The 20,235-nt window shown below is 44.8% G+C and carries 18 protein-coding genes and 1 tRNA gene; 16 read left to right on the top strand and 3 right to left on the bottom strand.

The annotated features are described in order from the left end of the window. Positions 1-11: 11 nt before the first annotated feature. Positions 12-479 carry a hypothetical protein gene (locus APAR_RS05075; protein WP_012809073.1) on the bottom strand — a complete coding sequence of 156 codons (468 nt, stop codon included), beginning with the start codon at positions 477-479 and terminating at the stop codon, positions 12-14. Positions 480-572: 93 nt separating this feature from the next. On the opposite strand from APAR_RS05075, the gene APAR_RS05070 reads away from it, so the two are divergent. The 12 genes from APAR_RS05070 to APAR_RS05015 all read left to right on the top strand — a co-directional run bounded on the left by APAR_RS05070 (position 573) and on the right by APAR_RS05015 (position 10,633). Next, positions 573-1,334: an ECF transporter S component gene (locus tag APAR_RS05070; RefSeq protein WP_012809072.1), complete on the top strand. Its 762-nt coding sequence runs from the start codon at positions 573-575 to the stop codon at positions 1,332-1,334. 93 nt (positions 1,335-1,427) lie between these two features. Next, on the top strand, positions 1,428-2,177 hold the full coding sequence (locus APAR_RS05065; RefSeq protein ID WP_012809071.1) for a ComF family protein: 750 nt from the start codon (positions 1,428-1,430) through the stop codon (positions 2,175-2,177). A gap of 315 nt (positions 2,178-2,492) precedes the next feature. Beyond that, entirely contained in the window at positions 2,493-3,425 is a 933-nt protein-coding gene (locus APAR_RS05060) for a substrate-binding periplasmic protein (protein WP_012809070.1), read from the top strand. 137 nt (positions 3,426-3,562) lie between these two features. Continuing rightward, positions 3,563-4,153 (top strand): ribosome hibernation-promoting factor, HPF/YfiA family, encoded by a 591-nt coding sequence (gene hpf / locus APAR_RS05055; protein WP_012809069.1) that lies wholly within the window; start codon positions 3,563-3,565, stop codon positions 4,151-4,153. Then, complete coding sequence (locus APAR_RS05050) at positions 4,143-5,171, top strand: DegV family protein (protein WP_012809068.1); 1,029 nt, start codon at positions 4,143-4,145, stop codon at positions 5,169-5,171. Before hpf ends, APAR_RS05050 begins: the two co-directional genes overlap by 11 nt. A gap of 75 nt (positions 5,172-5,246) precedes the next feature. Further along, positions 5,247-6,311, top strand: coding sequence for an NAD(P)-dependent oxidoreductase (locus APAR_RS05045; RefSeq protein WP_012809067.1), 1,065 nt, complete (start codon positions 5,247-5,249; stop codon positions 6,309-6,311). A 26-nt stretch (positions 6,312-6,337) separates the two neighbouring features. Next, a complete protein-coding gene (locus APAR_RS05040; RefSeq protein ID WP_012809066.1) occupies positions 6,338-7,120 on the top strand; it encodes an NYN domain-containing protein in 783 nt (260 codons plus the stop codon). 28 nt (positions 7,121-7,148) lie between these two features. Next, the gene (locus APAR_RS05035; RefSeq protein ID WP_012809065.1) at positions 7,149-7,835 is read left to right on the top strand and encodes a hypothetical protein; all 687 of its coding nucleotides are present in this window, start codon (positions 7,149-7,151) and stop codon (positions 7,833-7,835) included. A 134-nt stretch (positions 7,836-7,969) separates the two neighbouring features. Next, positions 7,970-8,818 carry a SurA N-terminal domain-containing protein gene (locus APAR_RS05030; protein WP_012809064.1) on the top strand — a complete coding sequence of 283 codons (849 nt, stop codon included), beginning with the start codon at positions 7,970-7,972 and terminating at the stop codon, positions 8,816-8,818. Between the two features lie 13 nt (positions 8,819-8,831). After that, on the top strand, positions 8,832-10,022 hold the full coding sequence (locus tag APAR_RS05025) for a 2-thiouracil desulfurase family protein (RefSeq protein ID WP_012809063.1): 1,191 nt from the start codon (positions 8,832-8,834) through the stop codon (positions 10,020-10,022). A 55-nt stretch (positions 10,023-10,077) separates the two neighbouring features. Beyond that, positions 10,078-10,153: transfer RNA gene (locus APAR_RS05020), tRNA-Thr, on the top strand. Positions 10,154-10,315: 162 nt separating this feature from the next. Beyond that, positions 10,316-10,633: a glutaredoxin family protein gene (locus tag APAR_RS05015; RefSeq protein WP_012809062.1), complete on the top strand. Its 318-nt coding sequence runs from the start codon at positions 10,316-10,318 to the stop codon at positions 10,631-10,633. Between the two features lie 113 nt (positions 10,634-10,746). On the opposite strand, the gene APAR_RS05010 is transcribed toward APAR_RS05015, so the two are convergent. Then, positions 10,747-12,180 (bottom strand): lipopolysaccharide biosynthesis protein, encoded by a 1,434-nt coding sequence (locus APAR_RS05010; RefSeq protein ID WP_143714130.1) that lies wholly within the window; start codon positions 12,178-12,180, stop codon positions 10,747-10,749. Positions 12,181-12,361: 181 nt separating this feature from the next. Here APAR_RS05010 and APAR_RS05005 point away from each other — a divergent pair, with 181 nt between their 5' ends. From APAR_RS05005 to feoB, 4 genes are all read left to right on the top strand, one after another. Next, positions 12,362-15,229: a phosphoenolpyruvate carboxylase gene (locus APAR_RS05005; protein WP_012809060.1), complete on the top strand. Its 2,868-nt coding sequence runs from the start codon at positions 12,362-12,364 to the stop codon at positions 15,227-15,229. A 241-nt stretch (positions 15,230-15,470) separates the two neighbouring features. Then, entirely contained in the window at positions 15,471-15,737 is a 267-nt protein-coding gene (locus tag APAR_RS05000) for a FeoA family protein (RefSeq protein ID WP_012809059.1), read from the top strand. 69 nt (positions 15,738-15,806) lie between these two features. Further along, entirely contained in the window at positions 15,807-16,052 is a 246-nt protein-coding gene (locus APAR_RS04995) for a FeoA family protein (protein WP_012809058.1), read from the top strand. Next, positions 16,052-18,712 carry a ferrous iron transporter B gene (gene feoB / locus APAR_RS04990; protein ID WP_012809057.1) on the top strand — a complete coding sequence of 887 codons (2,661 nt, stop codon included), beginning with the start codon at positions 16,052-16,054 and terminating at the stop codon, positions 18,710-18,712. The genes APAR_RS04995 and feoB overlap by 1 nt, the downstream gene beginning before the upstream one ends. Positions 18,713-19,056: 344 nt before the next feature. On the opposite strand, the gene APAR_RS04985 is transcribed toward feoB, so the two are convergent. Next, a complete protein-coding gene (locus tag APAR_RS04985) occupies positions 19,057-20,229 on the bottom strand; it encodes a cation diffusion facilitator family transporter (protein ID WP_012809056.1) in 1,173 nt (390 codons plus the stop codon). Positions 20,230-20,235: the final 6 nt, after the last annotated feature.

Genomic DNA, 20,235 nt, shown 5'->3' with positions numbered 1-20,235 from the left:
GCTGGTAGCAGCTAAAACCTTAAGAAAGGCTCCTCGTCCTGGCTAAGCTCTTCAAGAAGCTTATTATCAAGATTGTTGATGTTACCAAACTCCTCATGCTTATGATCTTCTTCATCTTCCTCATGGTCGTGATCATGAGAATACTCATTGAAGCCGTAAGCATTTGCTGTTTCATCATCAAGATCAAGCGTTGGAAGAGCGCTGGTAATACTGCAGAGACCTACTCCTGCAGGCATAATTTTTTGCCATTGAGCAATCAGAGGAGTGGTAGGAACTTCTCCCAACTCAACAATGGAGTCAAGAAAAATCTCTTTTGCGCCATCAAGCAGGTCAGATGTCTTTGTAACCTCAATGAGGTGTTCTGAGAAAAGCTCAAGTGCATGATCTGTGGAATCCGCCTCAACAATGCAAGGCATAAGACAGTAGTTGTCAGTAGAATCGAGCTTGTCGTTATAGCTAAAATTTCCCAGATAGATCATCAAGACCTCCTTGTTGTAGTTTTAAATCATCTTATGCCAAAATAAGACAGACCTTCTCGATATTTTTATTTTGACGGTAAGCGTGAGGTTCTAGTGGATAATCGGCACACGTTATCAATTCTTTTAGAGGTTGTAGCAATTTTTGCTACACCTATTATTCTTACTGTTGAAATGTATTATTTACCTGATTTTACCGCTGCATCTTCAATTATTTTAGCAATCATTTCAGTTGCATTATTTATGTTAAGTTTTGAGACTCGACAGCCTTCAGTAGCCAATCTGGTTCCTACGGCAGTCTTTAGTGCATTGGGAGCTGCGGGAAGAATTGCCTTTGCACCACTTGCATACGTAAAACCCGTCTCTGCTGTTGCTATCTTTGCTGGAGCATTTCTCGGTAGGCATGCTGGCTTTCTGGTAGGTGCTCTATCCGCGCTTCTCTCCAACGCTTTCTTTGGTCAAGGCTCGTGGACGCCATGGCAGATGTATGCATGGGGACTTGTTGGCTATCTAGGTGGGCTTCTTGCAACTTTTACCTCAACTCATCCTACGTCTTCAGCTCATCAAGCCGTTTCACATGACGAGAAAACCCACAAGCTTCCACCATTTTTACTTATGATTTGGGCGTTTATCTCTGGACCATTCTTTGGTTTTGTAATGAACGTGTATTTTATTATTGGCTTTGTACATCCTCTGACTATAGAGTCAGCACTTCTCGCATTTGCAGCTTCTATTCCGTTTGATCTAACACATGGAGTAGCAACACTTATTTTCTTGGGTTTACTGTGGCTTTCATGGCAAAAATCCGTTAACCGAATTCTTACAAAATACAATCTCACTGGTAGAAGTTTTAGATAAGCCGTCTTTTGCCGTCTGCCTAAAATACCTTCCATTTTGCGATTATTGGTCTAGACTAAATTCACTGTCAGCCCCCAGATTCTGGGGGTAAAAATGCTATCTACATCTATCTTTACGGCAACAGCAAACTCAACACTTGAGCTGCTTGCTCCTACACGCTGTGTCGTGTGCGAGAAACCCGGTCAGCTTCTTTGTGATGAGTGTCAGTCAAAGTTACCGTGGATTACTCAGCGGTGGGCATGTCCTAATTGTGGTGCACCGTATGGGAAGCTTGTCTGCTCAGAGTGCATGGATAAAAAGAAACGTCCCGTTCAGTGGGAGAGCAGGGCAGTCATTTGTGCTATGGGGTTCAAAGGTCCTCCTGCACGGCTGATTCTGACGCTTAAGGACGGCTATGAGCTTCGGCTAGCTCCCATAATTGCTGCAGCTATTTTATGTTCGCTTGAAGAAGCTTCAGCATGGCGCGCACGTGATGGCACTTCTCGCTTTGATAGTTCAAAAATTGATGGCGTTTCATTTATTCCAGCAACTGCGGAAGCATATGCGCGCAGAGGTTTTGATCATATGGAACTTGTAGCGCAATCGTTTTGCAAGCTTACAGGCTTGCCCTTGTATGACGTGCTTATACGACCTCATGCAAAAGACCAAAGACTGCTCACATCCGCTCAAAGACAAATAAATTTGAAAGGAAGTATTGCTTGTACTGCGCCAGTTAATCAATCAAATATTTTACTTTTGGATGATGTAGTAACTACCGGAGCATCAATTAGGGAAGCTACAAGAGTGCTTTGTGCCGCAGGCGTACATTCTGTAACCGTAGGCGCATTAGCTCGTGTATGGTGAGTTAACTATGACTGCAAACAGCTATAATTTATGAGTCTTTTCAGGTCTGTGGTTGCGAAGTTCTCTATGAGCTTCTAGTCCATGACAGACGAGGTCAAAGGGATCCACGTAAGTTTATGTGTGCGCACGTAAACGATCATGGCTCGTCCTAGAAGTAAGCCGTACCGCCTGTTATATAAATGAGACAAAGGGTCTCGCAGGCGAGAGAGCTATTAGTGGAGCTACTGCGGTAGTAAAGCAAACGTTCCAGTATGCGAGTGTGGGGTCAAATACCAGGTCAGCTGAAAAGACACCTAAATAGAAAAAGGAGTTCTGATGACGCGCGTTAAAAGCTCTCTTAAGGTGTTGCTTCTTATGGCACTTGCTGTTGTTTTAACAGGATGCTCCATTGGTCCCATCAACATTGATTTGGATAAATGGTTCCACGTCAAGTCAGTGCAGGAAGCAATCCAAGAGAAGCGAGAAGCTCGTCAGCAGAAGGTTCCTGATTCTTCGTTACACACAGCTGGTACTCTTACGGTTGGCCTGCGTACTCAGTCAGTAACTGCTCCAATGATTGCTGCTTCAGAAGGCGGAATGCTTCAGGGGATTGACGTTGAAGTAGCTTCTGCGATTGCAGATCAACTGGGTGTAGATGTTAAGTTTGTGTCAGTTAATGGGCCAGTAGATGGCCTACAAGCGGGCTGTGACATTGTAATGGATGTCAGAAGTGGTGAAGATTCATCAAGTACGTTGATTTCTGGGTACGCTGAGTCTACAACAGCTCTTTTCCATAAGGGTTCAGAAACAGACATCACTGCAGATAATTTGAGTGGAAAGTCCGTTGGAGTTCAAAGTGGCTCTTTGTCTGAGCGAGCAATGGGTCAGGTGCTTACTGGCATGTCTGTTCAGGGTTTTTCTAACCTAAACGAAGCTTTTGAGGCACTTGAAAATGGTTCTATCGATTATGTGGCTTGTGATGCATATGCTGGTGCTTATCTAGCGGCAAATAAAGATATTTCTATGGTTGGTGTTGTAGACGTTCCAACTACGGTTGGGATTTCTGTGGCAACAAGTAATAAAACTCTTGCTACGCAAATTCAGCAAGCGCTTTCATCTATTCAATCTAACGGCGTCGAGGGCGTCATTAGAAATAAATGGGTTGGTACATTGCCACACCTCTCAACTACCAATAAGATTTCTGGTCTTGTAGAAGTATCTACTCAGTCAACCAGCACTGATTCATCTGCATCTTCTGAGCAAAATTAGTTATACATAAAGAGAGATAGTCTCTGACCGTTTACCGTTCAATTCAATTATTTATGGAATGATTGGCCGACAAATGGGTATTGTTGTTATACAGACATCAGATAGAAGATGTCTCGTGTATCCGATAGGAGGCTCCCATGGTGGACATCAAGATTTCGGGACGCAAGGTAAGTATTTCTGAGGCTTTGCGCGCACACGTAGACCAGAAAATTGGTGATGCTCTTAAGGTATTTGACATCACTCCTATGTCTTGCGATGTTGTTCTCAGAGTAGACAAAAACCCTTCAAATCCAGATAGAAAGACAACTGAGGTTACAGTATTTGTCCGTAACAATGTTGTTCGTGTCACCGCTAGTTCTGACGATATGTATGCAGCTATTGATGAAGCAGCGGACAAAGTCTCCAGACAGTTACGTAAGTACAAGACAAAGGTTGTTGAGCGCCGTCATCACATGAAGTCTGAGCGCGGTATTGCTCTTACACAAGAAGATCTTGCTAATCTTATTGAGATCCCAGCTGAAGACCTTGATGACCAGCTTGTTCGCGAGAAATACGTTGATCTTGAACCAATGACAGAAGAGGAGGCGCTTGTCCAAACTGATCTTCTCGGTCATGATTTTTATGTCTTTGTTAATTCTTCAACGGGTTTGACTAATGTCATTTACCATCGTAAAAATGGTGGTTATGGAATTATTAAACCCAAGATTGAGGAACCAGATGTTCAATAAAAAAGATAATGCCGAAGAAGAAATTAGCGAGGTTGCGTTTGAAGATCTTGAGCCTACTGAGCTTTCACCTGTATACCATAAGCCCAGTAACGTTCGAATCATCATGGACTCCTGCGCAGATTTTGCTCCAGGAATTGCTGAACAGCTAGGTGTTGATATCATCCAGTTCCCTTATGTGGGACCAGATGGAGAGCACTATGACGATGGCTGGAAGAGCATTAGTGCGCATGAGTTTTTTGAGGGAATGCGCAAGGATAAGAAGCTGCGCTACACCACCTCTGCAATTACTCCTGGTCATTACTTTGAAGTCTTTGAGCATGCTGCAAAACAAGGTACGCCAACAGTGTATCTTTGCTTTACCTCTGCTCTCTCTTCATCATTTTATGCAGCCGAGCAAGCAGCAGATATGGTAAGAGAGAAATACCCAGACTTTGAGATTTACGTAGTTGACAACGGCGCTCCTTCGTCTGCTGCTCAGCTTTTGGGTCTTGAGGCAGTACATCAGGCCAATAAGGGTCTCTCGGCAAAAGAAGTTGCTGAGTGGGCAAAAGATGCGCGCAACTATATTCAAGGTTATTTTACGCTTGAGACTTTGGATGCTCTTGCTGCAGGTGGTCGTATTCCTGCTGCTGCGGCAAACATTGGTGGCAAACTTGATGTGAAGCCAGAACTTACGTATGACTCAACAGGAGCTCTTACTGTTAAGACTGTGTGCAGAGGCCGTAAGAAGGCGCTCAAGTCTTTAATTCAGGACTTTAGAGATAGCTATTCTCATGATACTTCACTTCCTGTTGGCATTATTTCAGCAGATGCGCAGAAGGATGCCAATTGGCTAGAGGCTCAGATTCGTAAGGAGAAGGGCTGTGAGGGACTCACTATTATTCATAGTCAGGTAGGACCGGTCATTGGCGCTCACGTTGGTCCAGGCATGGTAGCTATTGTCTTTTGGGGAACTGATCGCCGCGAGAAACTTTCGCTTTCTGACCGAATTGCTAACAGGGTTCGTAAATCTAATTAACGGGTAAAAGGTATGGGGTCGCTCTTTGGAGTGGCCCCAGTTTGTATATTTATTTCAGTCTGAAAGGACTCGTACATGGCACTGAGCAAAAATGCAAAGGTTGCTTTTATTGGAACAGGTATTATGGGCGCTCCTATTGCAGAGCACCTTATTTCTGCTGGTTATGACGTTACTGTTTATAACAGAACACCAGAAAAAGTCCAAAGGCTTGTCTCTTTGGGTGCTCATGCTGCGGAGAGCGTAACAGATGCCGTAAAAGATGCTGACGTTGTCTTTACCATGGTTGGTTATCCAACTGATGTTGAAGACGTTTATTTAACAACAGATGGTCTTATTCGCGTTGCTAAGAAAGGTGCATACCTTATTGACCTCACCACTTCTTCATCTCAGCTTGCGCGTGATATTCACGATGCTGCTGAGATTGAGGGAAAACATGCGTTTGACTGCCCCGTTACTGGAGGTCAGAAGGGAGCTCAAGACGGTACTCTTACGTTGATTATTGGTGCAACTGAGAATGACATTGAGCCAGTTCGCGCACTTCTCGAGACCTTCTCATCAAAGATTTTCTGTATGGGCGGTGCTGGTAAGGGTCAGACTGCAAAGCTCTGTAATCAGGTATCTCTTGCTTCCTGCATGATTGGCTATGCTGACGCAATGGCTTTGGCAGAGCAGGGCGGACTTGATGTTGAGCAAATGCTTGAGGTTGTTGCAAGTGGCATGGGTTCTTCTCGTGCACTTAAAGAGCTTGCTCCTAAATCGCTTGAGGGAGATTTCCAGCCAGGATTTTTGGCTGAGCACTTCCGCAAGGATATTGCGCTTGCTCTTGCTCAGTCTGAGGATCTTGAGATTACGCTTCCTGGTGCAGAGACTGCATTTACTTTGTATGACATGCTGTGTCAGATTGGTGGTGCTCGTAAGGGTACTCAGGCAATCTCGTTGCTTTATGCTGATGAGGCAACTAGTACTGCAGCTGGCCTTGATTGGTCACTTCTTGAGGACCAGGAAGATGAGGGTGAACACGAATGCTGCTGCGGTCACGATCATGAAGATGGCAATCACGAGTGCGAGTGCCACGGCCACGGACATCATCATGACCACGAAGGTCATGAGCACGGCCATGATGAACACTGTTGTCATTAGGCACGAGCCGCAAAGGAACCCAGGTTATGAGTGATATTTCTACCCCTCAGAGCTCTATTGCGGTTTTCATTGATTATGAAAATTTAGCACTAGGAACAGGCAAGAGAAAGAGAAACGGCCATCAAGAACCAGGTCATCTTCCAGAGATGAAGCTCATTATGGAGAGGCTGGTTGATAAGGGTCGCATTACTGCCAAGCGTGCTTACTGTGACTGGCAGCGCTTTCCAAATGCTATTACACCTCTGCATGAGCTTGGTATTGAGTTAATTGAGATTCCAGATAGGGCATATACTGGCAAGAATTCTGCTGACATTAGACTTGCGGTAGATGCTGTTGAGATGTGCCTTACTAAAGATCATATTGACACATTTGCTGTGCTTTCTGGTGACTCGGACTTCTCGCCATTAGTAGCAAAGCTTAAAGAGGCTGGTAAAACGGTTATTGGCGTTGGCATGAAGGAATCTACCAGCTCGCTTCTTGCTGAGGTTTGTGATGAGTTTATCTTTTACGAAGATATTTTAAGTTCTGGTAGAATTCCAGACTTTAAAGAGAAAGTACCTGCCGAGAAACACGACTGCTATCAGCTTTTATTTGAGACCATTGAGTCTTTGGAACGTGAAAGCGAAACATTCATTTATGCGTCTCGTTTAAAGGAGACTATGCGAAGGAAGCGTCCACAGTTTGCTGAGGCAACTTATGGATATCGTTCGTTTACTTCTCTTTTACGCGAAGCATCGAGCCTTGGATTTATTAAAATTCATGAGGATCAAAAAAGCGGTACCGTTGTCGTAGACGGATTTAGAGAATAATGGGTGTTTTAGAGAGGATTTAGGTTTCATGGCAGAGAAGAAAGAAACTGCTCAGAAGCCAAAAAAGGCTTCAACTAAGGCAACCGCAAAAGCGGGCTCTACAAAGGCGTCAAAAGAAGAAAAGAAGCCAGCTAAGAAGGTTACTAAAAAGCCAACTATGGCACAGAAGAAAAAAGTGAATGCACTGGTTATCGCTTTGTCTGATGCTAGTAGGCGCACTCGTCAAGATGCTTCTCATGAGCTTGCAGAGTTGGCTCATGTTGCTCCTCTTGCCTTTGAAGAGCATATTGATTCTCTTATTGATGCACTTTATAGGCCAGAAGCGCAGACTCGTTGGGAAGTGCTAGATGCGCTTGCCAATCTGAGTGAGCATTTTGGTGACCAGGTCTTTAAGGCATTTGATGCCGCTGAGGCTTCTCTGTTTGATAATGACTCAGCAACTGTACGTTTAGCAGCATTTTTGTTTCTCTGTCAGTACGGGGCAACTTCTGCAAAGCATTCTGATGAGGCATGGGCACTTCTAGACGAGGCGGTCCAATGCTATCATGGCGACGCTGAGTACCATGACATGCTCCAGGGTCTTCTCGCCTTAGCACATGGAACTATTTCTAAAGACGTAAAGAAGGCACTATCTCAACGCATGAAGTTTGACGCAGAAAATGCCACTGGATATATTAAGCAGTATTCGGAAGAGATTGTTGCAGCTACTAAGTAATTTGTTTTGCCTATAAATGATTGTGTGTAAACGGGAAAATTTACCGGTTATATGTTTATTTTTTGATAATAAGGGTAAACTAAAATTTTGTGTTGGTGTACGCATAGTCTCATTAAACGATGAAAGGCAAGGATATGCCATCTATTGACGTAAGAAAGCACTTTAAGATTTTTATTGGACTAGGCGCAGTTGTATTGTTTGCCCTTGGTGTTGCTATTGGTCGCTTTCTCCTTGGCGGCGGTGGAGCTACTGGTTCTTTGAATGGTCGTACCACACTTTCTGAGGGCGAGCTCAATACTCCCGTTGCTTCTTATACCTATAACGGTCAGACCAAAGAAGTAACTACTCGTGAGGTTATTGAAGCTACTTCAGGTCTTGATGCAGCAAAGCAGTCTGATGGTACGTATGCTGTTCCACCAGCGGATAAGATCATTGGCTATATCCGTAATGCTCTTGTTGTTGCTGAAGCCAAGAGTAAAGGTATTACCGTCACTGATGATGAGATTAATGAGTACATGCAGAATAACTTCAAGACAACCGATATAAGTAAGGTTGCTTCTGCATACAAGCTCTCTGAGGACGTTGCAAAGAAGCTTATCAATGATGCTGTCATCATGAAGAAGTATCGTGACAGTGTTCTAACCACAACTCTTCCAGATGCTCCAAAGGCACCAACTGCACCTGAGGACGGCAACTCTGAAACCACAAGCCAGGAGTACGCTCAGTACATTATTGGTCTTGCTGGTGATGAGTGGGATGCTAAGAACAACACTTGGGCTTCCCAGGATGGTGATTACTATAAGCAGCTTTCTGCTTATACAATCTCCAATGACTCTGCTTCTTACGCAGCCGCTCAGACTGCTTATAAAGTTGCAATGAGCAAGTACTCTGCTGTTGCAAGTAAGGCTTCTCAGGAGTGGTCACAGAAGATTAACGAGATCCTTGGTAAAGTATCCGTTACTGTTTACTCTCTTGCTCTTTAGGATTTGAAATTTAATGAAAGTTGCTATTAGCGCTTGTTTACTTGGCCTCCCCGTCAGATATGACGGAGGGGCCAAGTCTGTTTCTGCAGTACAAAAACTTGCTCAAAAAGTAAACGTTACAAAGATTTGCCCCGAGATTTCCGCAGGTCTTCCTGTGCCTCGTCCGCCCGCAGAGCAGCGAGAAGGACGCGTTTGGCTCAAGGATGGCTCAGATGTTACAGACGATTTTGAGCGTGGAGCTAAGATTGTGCTTAGTGCCGTTAAGCCTTCTGACATTACGCTCGCCGTTTTGAAGGCAAAAAGTCCGTCTTGCGGCGTACATGAGATTTATGATGGTACGTACTCAGGAAAGCTTGTTTCTGGCGAGGGAATACTTGCTCGTCACCTCTTAGAGGAGGGGATTTGTGTGGTTACCGAGAAAACCATTGAGAATGTAAGCCCATCTGTCGAGCATCCTGTTGCTCTCATTTTAGGAACTGGACTTGGTCATCTTGCTGGTTTAGTAAAGCCAGTTCGTCGCATTGATTATCGTGATATTCCTGGTTTTCCTGTTAACGCTTCTCCTATGACAGGACACACCTTTGAGGCAACCATTGGCACTATCGACGGTGTGCCTGTAGTTGTTTATCCTGGTCGCGTTCACCTTTATCAAGGCTATTCTGCAGCTGAGGTAACCTCTCTTGTTCAGCATGCACATCATCTAGGCTGCAGAGATATTATTTTTGCAGGTGCAACGGGTGCTGTTTCTGGTAATGCAAAGACTGGCCTTGGTGTCATTACTGACCAGATTAACCTTACTGGAACTAATCCACTTGCAGAGTGGGCAGGTCTTCGCGATGTTGAGACTCCATTTGTAGATATGAATGATGCTTTCTCACCTTATCTTAGAACGCTTGCACGTGGGGTAGCAGACGACCTCAAAATTGAGCTTAATGAAGGTGTTTTTGCCGGTCTTTTGGGTCCAAACTTTGAGACTCCTGCAGAGGTTGCTATGCTCCGCAGTTTTGGTGTCTCATACGTTGGTGTTTCTACAGCTCTTGAGGTCATTATGGCTCGAGCACTTGATATGAATGTATTGGCTTTGACGCTTGCAGCAAATCCAGCCGGCGCTCACGGAACAACGCATAAGAGTGTTCAAGAGGCATCCGAGAAGTATGCAGATGATCTTGAACGTCTTGTTCGTGGTGTTCTCGGGCTTCTTTAGTATTTCTGCTTGAATAATACAGGGCTTCCCCGTATAGTTGTTAACGCGTTTTTATGCCAGCATAGCTCAGTTGGTAGAGCACCGCTCTCGTAAAGCGGGGGTCATCAGTTCGATCCTGGTTGCTGGCACCATTAACTATTAAATAGCCGCCTTGTGCGGCTATTTTTGTCACTATAGGCGGACTTGTTTGGGATTTTTTCTGACTAAGCAGACCCCGTGTAAATCCATGTGAAACAACTGCACTGTGGTGGGTATAGACAAAACAGTAGTAATTACTAACAAAAGGAGTTTTTATGGCTACTCAGAACCTTGAACTTTTCTATAAGCCAACTTGTCCATACTGCCACAAAGTTATGTCCTTCATGGAGCAGAACAACATCGAGCTTCCTATGCATGATATTGTTGCTGATGATGCAGCTCGTGAGCGCCTTATTGAGGTTGGCGGTAAGCGCCAGGTCCCATGTCTGTTCATTGACGGCAAGGCAATGTATGAGTCTGGCGACATCATTAACTATCTCTCCGAGGTCTTCCATGTTTCTGGTTCAAACAATGATTCAGATGACGGCTCCGCGGCAGCTGCTTGTACTATTGGTGGTGCTTGCTCCTTTTAAGTTCATTGTCGGGAAGAGCATCAATTAAACGGGTTTCTCATTATATGCAATAAAAATCCCTCTGTTCCAGTATATGGAGCAGAGGGGTTTTCGTTTGAACTTTGATTGTCTTGTTAGCCTTTCAGACGTACAACGGCATATTCGCTGATAAGTAGCAAGAAGAGGACGAGAATAGAAGAGAAGCTGCCAATAACCGCACCGTTAAGACCGGTAAAGCTGACCATCATCCAGATAATGGGGATAGAGACGACAAATGAAATCAGGTAGGCGCGAGTAATAACTTTTTGAGCGCGTATGATGGTAATGAGTTGGTATAAAAAGTCAATTGCTGCACAGAGACCGCCAGTAGCTACCATGATGCGTGCAAGTCCTCGATATTGTTCAAAATCAACGCCGTACAAGAAACTATTAAGAGGAATGCCAATGAACTCGACAAATGCAGCAGTGCCTGCGGTTACTACAGTAATAGCTCCAAACAGTGCAAGTACCATTACACCAAAGCGTTTTTTGTTAGCGGGATTATGAATAGAGGTTTCTAGTAAGTTGGCAAGCTTAAAGAGCTGTGGTCTATAGATGAGCGTAGAGATCATCAGAATAGTGTGAGCTGGAAAATAGAGTGCGTTAAAGTACAGCTGATTGCTATAAGAAAGCGTGCCTTCCATGGCAAACTTTGGCAATGAATCAATAAGGTTGTAGAGGAAAAGTGCTAAAAAGAGAGGCCAGCATTGTGCAAAGATATCTTTGATGTTGGCAATTTTGAATCGGGCGCTTTTATCAGTCTCAAGAATAGCAAGGGGAGCAGAAACAAATATTAGGGTAATAAGTGCACAAATACCCATGCCCCAACTTGCCCAGACAAGATTTCTGGTTACAAAAAGTACAACTGTAAAGAGAACAAAACTGGTGCTGCACCTAAGAGCCTGGCTTAATCCAGCTAGGTAAAGCTTGTCTTTTTGCTGTAGGCGGCCTTCGTAGACATCTGCCATGCCGTCGACTGCTCTAAAGAGCAAAGCTCCTGTGCAGATAGAAAACATGGGCTCGGTGTAGCCTTTAAAGAAGCACCAAATAAGGCCAGCTATCACCATGACAATGACGGTAGCTGCACGTTGAATCTGGTAATCAGAAAAACTACGTTGTTCGGTTAAGTCGGAAATCTGATAGGTACGAACACCGTATTGGGCAACAAATAATAAAAGCGTTGCCACAACAAACGCCATGGAGAAAAGACCTGCTTGCTCAATGCCAACAAGTTGGGAACAGACAACGGTTAGAAGCGGGAAAAGTGCACCCCAGGCCCCTTGTCCAAGTGCGTTAAAGAGATAGTCCTGTGATGTTTGATGCGCTAAGTATTGTTCATCTTGATTGGCAATATCACCAGAAACCACTGCAGAAAGAAGTCTGGTCCACCAAGTAACCACGATGCCAGGCTGACTCTCGTTTGCACTAGAGTCATCAAGCTCATAGCGAGGAGTGCGTAGTCGCTCTACCTGTTTATGTACGGAAGAATTGTTGTACGCAGTACGACTTTTCTTAAATGGATTGAGCATGTAAAACCTAAAATCTTCTTTAGCGTGGTCAGGAACTTTGACATATCAATTTTTGTTTGTTGTATCGATTGTAGTGCACCATGTACATTAGGTAACAGATTGACAAACAATCGTGCGTAGATTGTTACAAATGGGTATGGTAGATAGTACGTATTCTGAGTTGTGTGACGAAAGGATGAGCATGGCAGGCAGTTCTCAAGATTCAAATCTAGAGTCCAGCAATGCTTCTTTTGACGAGAAACCCATCGATAGTGTAGCAACTTCTGAGGTAGCTCAGTCGCTTCTTGAGCGACGTGGAAATGAGATTGCTGCTGCTCGCACCCTTATTCAGGCGCTTAAAGCACCAGCTCCACTGCGTGATAACCTTACCTTCTTTTTACGCTTGGTAAGAAAAGTGCTTGCTGAGTACAATCCAGATCTTCTTACTAGTTTTGATACGTTGCTGGTTGAGGCAATTAAGGCTGGACCAGATGATTTGTCTACAACTCGTGCGCCCTTGTTACTTGAGGCAATTAATGCTGTGCTCAAGGTAGATTCAGAGAAGGAATCGCTTAACGCTTTCCTTCGTTTTGCCTCTACCATCGATAGCTTGAGCATGGAAGACTCCGTGCTTCTTATGCGTGCGTTTGTAACTTTTTTCCACTTGGCAAATCTCTGTGAAGAAAATTATCGCGTTACCAGCTTGCGTTCTCGTGAGGCTTCTGTTGATTCATCTTCTGCAGAAGATCCAATCAACGAGATAACTGTTGCATATAGGCAGCTCATTGACGAGTGTGGTGAAGAAGAGGCAAAGGCACGTCTTAATCGTCTTGAGTTCCATCCTGTTTTTACTGCTCATCCAACTGAGGCTCGCCGTAAAAATGTTGAACGTCGAATCCGCATTATTTCAGAGCTTCTTGATGAACGCCAAAGACTTGGCGGTCCTGCTCGTGTGGAAAATGAGCGTCGCATGCTGCAGGAAATTGACGGCCTGTTCCGTACATCTCCTATCGGTCATAAAAAGCCAACTCCTTTGGAGGAAGCAGATACCGTCCTTAATATCTTTGACACTACTCTCTTTGAGATGGTTCCTTCGGTGTATCGTCGCTTTGATAACTGGGCGCTGGGAGAAAACGCTGGTTGTGTACCACCTGTCTGTCCGCCGTTCTTTCGCCCAGGCAGCTGGATTGGCTCCGATCGCGATGGTAACCCTAACGTCACTGCTTTAGTTTCTCGCCAAGTTGCCGAGAAGTACCGTGTACACGTACTACAAGCACTGGCTGAAGCTACTAAGGAGGTCAGTCGAGGTCTGACGCTTGATGGTATTTCAACCCCAGCTTCACCCGCACTTGCTAATCTTTGGGCGCAGCAGGTAGAGATGAGCCAGGCTCTGACGTCTCGCGCTGTTGATAAGGCTGGGTCTGAGTTGCATCGTGCGGCTATGCGCGTAATTTCTGGTCGACTCAGCGCCACCATTGAACGCAATGCTGACCTTATGTATCAAAACGCCGAAGAGTTTATTGCTGACCTGCGTGTTATTCAGGATTCGCTTGTTCAGGCAGGAGCTCGTCGTATTGCCTACGGTCCTATTCAGAGGCTTATCTGGCAGGCTCAGACCTTTGGTTTTCACTTGGTAGAGATGGAGTTCCGTCAGCACTCTTTGGTACACAAACGTGCACTTGCTGATCTTGAGGCACATCCATCAACTGCCGAGAAACCCGCAAAGCTTGATGCTATGACGCAGGAGGTGCTTGATACCTTCCGATCTATTGGCTCAATCCAAAAGAAGAACGGTATTAACGCTGCTCGTCGTTATATTATTTCGTTTACACAGTCTGCTCAGGATGTTGAGAATGTTTACAAACTGGCACGCCTTGCGTTTGCAAATGAAGAAGATGTTCCCGTACTAGACGTTATTCCGTTGTTTGAACAGATTGAAGATCTTGAGAACGCTGTTACCACACTTGATCAGGTAATTCAGATTCCTGAGGTACAGGAGCGTCTTACTCAGACAGACCGCAAGCTTGAGGTTATGCTAGGCTACTCAGATTCTTCAAAGGATGAAGGTCCAACTACTGCAACACTGGTACTGCATAAAACTCAAGCCGCTTTGGCGGAGTGGGCAGAGAAGAACTCCATTGATCTTATCCTGATGCACGGCCGCGGTGGTGCTGTTGGTCGTGGCGGTGGTCCTGCAAACCGCGCTGTTTTGTCTCAGCCTAAGGGATCTGTTAACGGCCGCTTTAAACTTACCGAGCAAGGAGAGGTTATCTTTGCTCGTTATGGAGACCCAACGCTTGCTCGCCGTCACGTAGAGTCTGTTGCAGGAGCAACGCTGCTTCAGATGGCACCTTCTCTTGAGCAGAAGAATACTCATGCAGATGTGAAGTTTGCTTCATTAGCTTCTGAGCTTGATAAGGCTTCCAAACAGCGCTTCTTAGAACTCATTCACTCTGATGGTTTTGCCGAGTGGTTCTCGGTTGTTACCCCTCTGACTGAGATTGGTCTTCTCCCTATTGGTTCAAGACCTGCAAAACGTGGTCTTGGTGCAAAGTCTCTTGATGATTTACGCGCAATCCCATGGATTTTCTCGTGGTCACAGGCTCGTATCAACCTAGCTGCTTGGTACGGATTGGGTAGTGCATGTGAGGCTGTGGGAGATATTGAGCGTCTTCGTGAGGCATACAAGGAGTGGCCGCTGTTCACTACGTTTATTGACAACATCGAGATGTCAATCTCGAAGGTTGATGCTCGTATCGCAAGACTTTACCTGGCTTTGGGAGATCGCCCTGAGCTTTCAGAGATGGTTCTTTCTGAGATGTCGTTGACACGTAAGTGGGTCCTTGCTATTACCGGTAACAAGTGGCCTCTGGAGAACCGTCGCGTGCTAGGACCTGTTATTCGTCTGCGTCTACCATTTGTTAACATTCTCTCGGTTACGCAGGTACATGCCCTTTCTGAGCTTCGTACAAGGGACGACATGCTTACTCCAGAGGAGCGTGCAAATATCACGTATCTGATTTTGTGCACTGTGTCTGGTGTTGCTGCGGGTCTGCAGAATACGGGCTGATATAACACTACTTATCGTATTTTGAGCAAATAATTGTTCATTTTTACGTAAGAAGAATGTCACCTGAAATAAAATTGCAATATTTAAAAGGCGAGAAATCACTGGTAGACAGAATTTCTCGCCTTATTTTTTAGCTAAATTATTAAATGAAAGTTGAATTACCTTAACTTTTAGTTGATACTAATGAAGTAAAAGTTTGAATAAACAAACTTAGTTTGCCTACGGTTATTTTGGGGGATGCATGGATACAGAAAAGACCTCACAGGGTCCTGCCAATTCTGGTCCAGTTCTTCCTCTTGCCATGCTTGGCGAGGGAGAGACTGCGTTAATCGTAACGGTTAAGGGTGCTTCTGATCTTCGTCAGCATCTCTTTACGCTTGGTTTTGTTGAGGGTGCAGAGGTAAAGGTTATTTCACGTGTCAACGGTGATGTTATTGTTAGCGTGAAGGGTGCACGACTTGGACTTAACCGTCAAATGTCGTCGCACATCATGGTTTCTCCACTCTAAGCACTTTGTTGTATTGCGCTGCTGGTAAAACCTGCAGCTTTTAATGCGTGTTTTGTTGAAAGGAAGGTTATGGCAACTCTGAGAGACGTTAAGGTGGGGGAGAGTTGCACGGTTGCTGCGCTAAAGGGTGCAGGCGCCGTGAAACGTCGCATCATGGATATGGGCCTTACTAAGGGCACTGAGGTTCATGTCAAAAAGGTAGCACCACTGGGAGACCCAATTGAGCTCACAGTCCGCGGCTACGAGCTTTCTATCCGTAAGGATGAAGCTGCAAGCATTGAAGTAGTAGACGTTCACAAGGTAGAGGAAGCCTAATGGCACAAAAAACTATTATTGGTCTTGCAGGTAACCCAAACTGCGGTAAGACCACCCTATTTAATGAGCTTACAGGCTCAAACGGCTACGTTGGCAACTGGCCAGGCGTTACCGTTGAGAAGAAGCAGGCAAACTGGCGTGCTGATAAGGACGTTACCTTTGTCGACCTTCCTGGTATTTACTCATTGTCTCCTTATTCACCTGAGGAGCAGGTATCTCGTGATTACCTCATTAATGAGCGCCCAGACGCCATTATTGACCTTCTTGATGTCACCAACCTGGAGCGTAATCTCTATTTGACAACTCAGGTTCTTGAGGCTGGTCGTCCTGTTGTTCTTGGTCTTAACATGATTGATCTTCTCAAGGAGTCCGGTGACGTCATTGACACCAAGGAACTCTCCAAGCAGCTTGGTGTTGAGGTTGTTGAGGTTTCTGCACTTCGTAACAAGAATATTGATACTCTGGTAAAGACTGCAATTAAGGCTGGCCAGGATGGAACTCCTGCTGAGGGCGTTAAGTGCTTTACCCCAGAGGTCGAAGAAGCTCTTGGTAAGATTGCTGCTGCAATCGAGGGCATTGCGCCTGCAACTCTGTCTCGTTGGTACTCCATTAAGGTCTTTGAGCGCGATGCAAATGCTATTGCTCCTCTTAACCTTTCTGCCGAGAAGATCGCAGAGCTTGAGAAGATTATTACTGCAGTTGAGCAGTCTCGCGATGACGATGCTGAGTCCATCATTACCTCTGACCGTTATGAGTGGATTGCTGGCGTCATGGCAGCTTGCGTTAAGAAGGCTCCAAAGCAGCTGACCACTTCTGAGAAGATTGACCGCATTGTTACTAATCGTATTCTCGGTCTTCCAATTTTTATTCTTGTTATGACGCTTGTTTATTTTGTTTCTATTTCTACTGTTGGTACTGGCGCTACAAACTGGGTAAACGATAACCTATTTGATGCTGGTTTCCACTTTATGGGAATCGGTGACGCTGAATACAATGCAGCTAAAGAGGATTTTGATTCTCATCATTATTCAGATCAAATTGATGCGTATCTTGATGCTGCTGATGAAGCTGGAATTGATACTACTGATGTTCGTGCGGCTATTGAGGCTAAAGAGTGGGATTCTGACGCTATTACCAGCTTTGAAAAAGAAGCTGCTGAGAAGAGCGTTGTTGCTCTGAGCGCTCCTGTTCACGATGACAACGGTAACTTTGTTGATACTGATGATAATCCGCTGAAGCTTGACGCTGACGGAAAGCCAATTTTGGCAGACGGTCAGGAACTTCAGACACTCGGCGGCGTTACTGCAGCAGGATTTAAGAGTGCTGTTGAAGGTGCAGCGACTGAGCCTGATGCATCTGAGTACGGTATGTTTGTTCCTGGTATTCCAACTCTGGTTCGCGGTGCTTTGGAGAACGCAGGAGCAAGCCCTGTTGTTACTGGCCTTGTTGTTGATGGTGTTATCAATGGTGTTGGCTCTGTCTTGGGCTTCATCCCACAGATGTTTGTCCTGTTTGTCATGTTGTCCTTCCTCGAGGACTGTGGCTACATGAGTCGTGTTGCCTTTGTTATGGACCGTGTTTTCCGTCGCTTTGGTCTTTCCGGTAAGTCCTTTATTCCACTTCTGATTTCTTCTGGCTGTGGTGTTCCTGGCGTTCTTTCGACTCGTACTATTGAGAACGAGAAGGACCGTCGTATGACCGCAATGCTTACTACCATGATTCCATGTTCTGCTAAACAACCAATTATTGCCTTGGTTATGGGCGTCCTTATTGGTGGCACAAGTGCATGGTGGGTTGCGCCAGCGTTCTATTTCATGGGTGTTGCAGCAATTGTTATTTCTGCAATTATGTTGAAGAAGACAAAGGCCTTTGCGGGAGAACCTGCGCCATTTGTTATGGAGCTTCCCGATTACCACATGCCATCTATTAGATCTTGGGCAATGCATGTATGGGAGCGCATCTCTGCTTACATTGTTAAAGCTGGTACGATTATCTTCGCAGCTGCTGTTGGCATTTGGGCTCTTTCCAACTTTGGTTGGGCTACTTGGGAGGGTGCAAGTGGAGCCTTCGGTTACCTTCCAAGCGTTGAGGGCGCTCCTGAGAACGTTATGGACTTCTCCTTGCTTGCTGCTATTGGTGGTTTCATTGGCGTTATCTTTGCTCCTCTTGGATTTGCAAACTGGCAGGCACCTGCTGCTTCCATCTCCGCATTGATTGCTAAAGAGAATCTTGTTTCTACTTTTGGTGTTCTTTATGGTCTAGGTGATGCAAGCGAGAAGTCAGTTACCATGTGGTCTGGCTTTGCTGGAATGTTCACCGATGCTGGTGGTGTCCTCCACATTGGTGCAATGTGTGCATTTGTTGCTTTTAACATGCTTGATGCACCTTGCTTTGCCGCAGTTGGTACCATTCGCCGTCAGATGAATGACTCTAAGTGGTTCTGGTTTGCCATTGGGTATCAGTGCATCTTTGCATGGGTTATTGGTCTTATTATCAATCAGCTTTGGGAGTTCTTTGTTCTTGGTTCCTTTGGCATCTGGACCGTTATTGCCTTTGCCTTCTTGGCAGCAATTCTCTTCCAGCTCTTCCGTCCTGCTCCAAAGTGGGATAAGAAGGATGACAAGATTCTCACGAGTCTTAACGAGGTTGCAAAAGCATAAAGTTACTTATTTCTTAAGTTGATTTGATCCCTCGTACCAATCTGGTACGAGGGATTTTTTGTTTACGTTTTTTGGATTATCTTAAGGTAAGATAAAAATCCATAGATGCGTAAACTTAGTCTAACTTTTTGTAGAGTTTACGAGGTTGGCTGAAAATGTTGAAAATATCCTTGTAAGTTTTCCTAGGTTAACTTATTATGTTTTTAAGCAATTTAGTTGCTTGCTTTTTTCAGGTTCCCGTAGCTCGAAGAAAGACCCTCTCCCTTTCTTGCGAGCGTAGAACACGAGCCGCTGACTCTGGGTGTCAGCGGCTCGCCCCTTTTTATAGCTGTAATTGCTTAAGATTAGGCTAAGTCTCCAGCATCCTCTTGCTCGGATAAATCACTTGTATCGCGATCTAAAAGAATCGAGACATTCATGTCAGGGTAGACCTCTTCTACTTCATGAATAATATCGTGAATAATTTGCTTGCCATCATAGCCAAACTCAATAACAGCATCAAAGGCCATAAATTGGTTTTCAATGTCAGCAATAAAGCCATGAATTTGAAGAACTCCTTCATGAGCTAAAGCCATTTCAGTAACTTTAGTACGCATCTTTATAATGCGATTATCAGTGGTGTTTTTCGCATAAATACCAATAGCAGCAATGATGATTTTGCCTGATGTTTGGTTGTATATTTCTGTACTCAGACGTCGGATCATCGTATCAATCTCAATAGCTGAAGTGGTATCAAGAACCTCAGTATGGAATGATCCAACAAATTTATCTGGACCATAACTATGGATGATAAGGTCGTAGACACCCTCTGCATCTGGGTCATCTTTTACAATGTCATAGATGAGTGTTGAAAGAGCTGCGTCAGGACGCATTCCAATAATCTCTTTAATAGAATCGTGTAACAGTTCAATTGAAGCCTTGATGATGAATGCAGAGATAACAACTCCTACGTATGCTTCAAGGCTAATTCCCGTAAAGATAAAGATAAGAGCAGCCGCTAGAACAGAAGTAGAAAGCATGGCATCAAATAGCGCGTCAGAACCTGAAGCAACAAGTGTGTCGGAGTTTACGCGATTACCAATAGTACGAACATAGTGACCCAAAACAATCTTTACCAGTACAGCTACAGCAATGATGACTAAAGACAGGGGACTATAGTCTGGTGTTGCAGGATTCATAATGTCCTGGATAGATTTAATAAGTGAAGAAATACCTGCATACATAATGATTGCAGCAATTACCGTTGTAGTGATGTATTCAATGCGCCCGTGACCAAAAGGGTGTTCGCGATCAGCTTTTTTGTTAGAGAGTTTGGTTCCGACAATTGTAATGATTGATGAGATTGCATCAGAAAGATTGTTAACTGCATCAAGAGTGACAGCAATTGAGTTGGAAAGAATACCCACTGCAGCTTTGAATGCCGCAAGTGCAACATTGGCCGCAATGCCAATAGCACTGGTACGTACAATAGCGGCTTCGCGTTCAGAGGAGGTAATGGTTACCTGTGATTGGGTCATAATATA

It is taken from the genome of Lancefieldella parvula DSM 20469, assembly GCF_000024225.1.
Classification (GTDB): domain Bacteria; phylum Actinomycetota; class Coriobacteriia; order Coriobacteriales; family Atopobiaceae; genus Lancefieldella; species Lancefieldella parvula.
The sequence above is the reverse complement of the archived record's forward strand: the minus strand, read 5'-3'. Positions and strand labels throughout refer to the sequence as shown.

What these genes read in the sequence shown, in the direction of transcription:
- APAR_RS05075 (WP_012809073.1), bottom strand. Translation starts at nt 479, where the DNA reads ATGATCTATCTGGGAAATTTTAGCTATAACGACAAGCTCGATTCTACT.
- APAR_RS05065 (WP_012809071.1), top strand. Translation starts at nt 1,428, where the DNA reads ATGCTATCTACATCTATCTTTACGGCAACAGCAAACTCAACACTTGAG.
- APAR_RS05060 (WP_012809070.1), top strand. Translation starts at nt 2,493, where the DNA reads ATGACGCGCGTTAAAAGCTCTCTTAAGGTGTTGCTTCTTATGGCACTT.
- hpf (WP_012809069.1), top strand. Translation starts at nt 3,563, where the DNA reads ATGGTGGACATCAAGATTTCGGGACGCAAGGTAAGTATTTCTGAGGCT.
- APAR_RS05050 (WP_012809068.1), top strand. Translation starts at nt 4,143, where the DNA reads ATGTTCAATAAAAAAGATAATGCCGAAGAAGAAATTAGCGAGGTTGCG.
- APAR_RS05045 (WP_012809067.1), top strand. Translation starts at nt 5,247, where the DNA reads ATGGCACTGAGCAAAAATGCAAAGGTTGCTTTTATTGGAACAGGTATT.
- APAR_RS05040 (WP_012809066.1), top strand. Translation starts at nt 6,338, where the DNA reads ATGAGTGATATTTCTACCCCTCAGAGCTCTATTGCGGTTTTCATTGAT.
- APAR_RS05035 (WP_012809065.1), top strand. Translation starts at nt 7,149, where the DNA reads ATGGCAGAGAAGAAAGAAACTGCTCAGAAGCCAAAAAAGGCTTCAACT.
- APAR_RS05030 (WP_012809064.1), top strand. Translation starts at nt 7,970, where the DNA reads ATGCCATCTATTGACGTAAGAAAGCACTTTAAGATTTTTATTGGACTA.
- APAR_RS05025 (WP_012809063.1), top strand. Translation starts at nt 8,832, where the DNA reads ATGAAAGTTGCTATTAGCGCTTGTTTACTTGGCCTCCCCGTCAGATAT.
- APAR_RS05015 (WP_012809062.1), top strand. Translation starts at nt 10,316, where the DNA reads ATGGCTACTCAGAACCTTGAACTTTTCTATAAGCCAACTTGTCCATAC.
- APAR_RS05010 (WP_143714130.1), bottom strand. Translation starts at nt 12,180, where the DNA reads ATGCTCAATCCATTTAAGAAAAGTCGTACTGCGTACAACAATTCTTCC.
- APAR_RS05005 (WP_012809060.1), top strand. Translation starts at nt 12,362, where the DNA reads ATGGCAGGCAGTTCTCAAGATTCAAATCTAGAGTCCAGCAATGCTTCT.
- APAR_RS05000 (WP_012809059.1), top strand. Translation starts at nt 15,471, where the DNA reads ATGGATACAGAAAAGACCTCACAGGGTCCTGCCAATTCTGGTCCAGTT.
- APAR_RS04995 (WP_012809058.1), top strand. Translation starts at nt 15,807, where the DNA reads ATGGCAACTCTGAGAGACGTTAAGGTGGGGGAGAGTTGCACGGTTGCT.
- feoB (WP_012809057.1), top strand. Translation starts at nt 16,052, where the DNA reads ATGGCACAAAAAACTATTATTGGTCTTGCAGGTAACCCAAACTGCGGT.
- APAR_RS04985 (WP_012809056.1), bottom strand. Translation starts at nt 20,229, where the DNA reads ATGACCCAATCACAGGTAACCATTACCTCCTCTGAACGCGAAGCCGCT.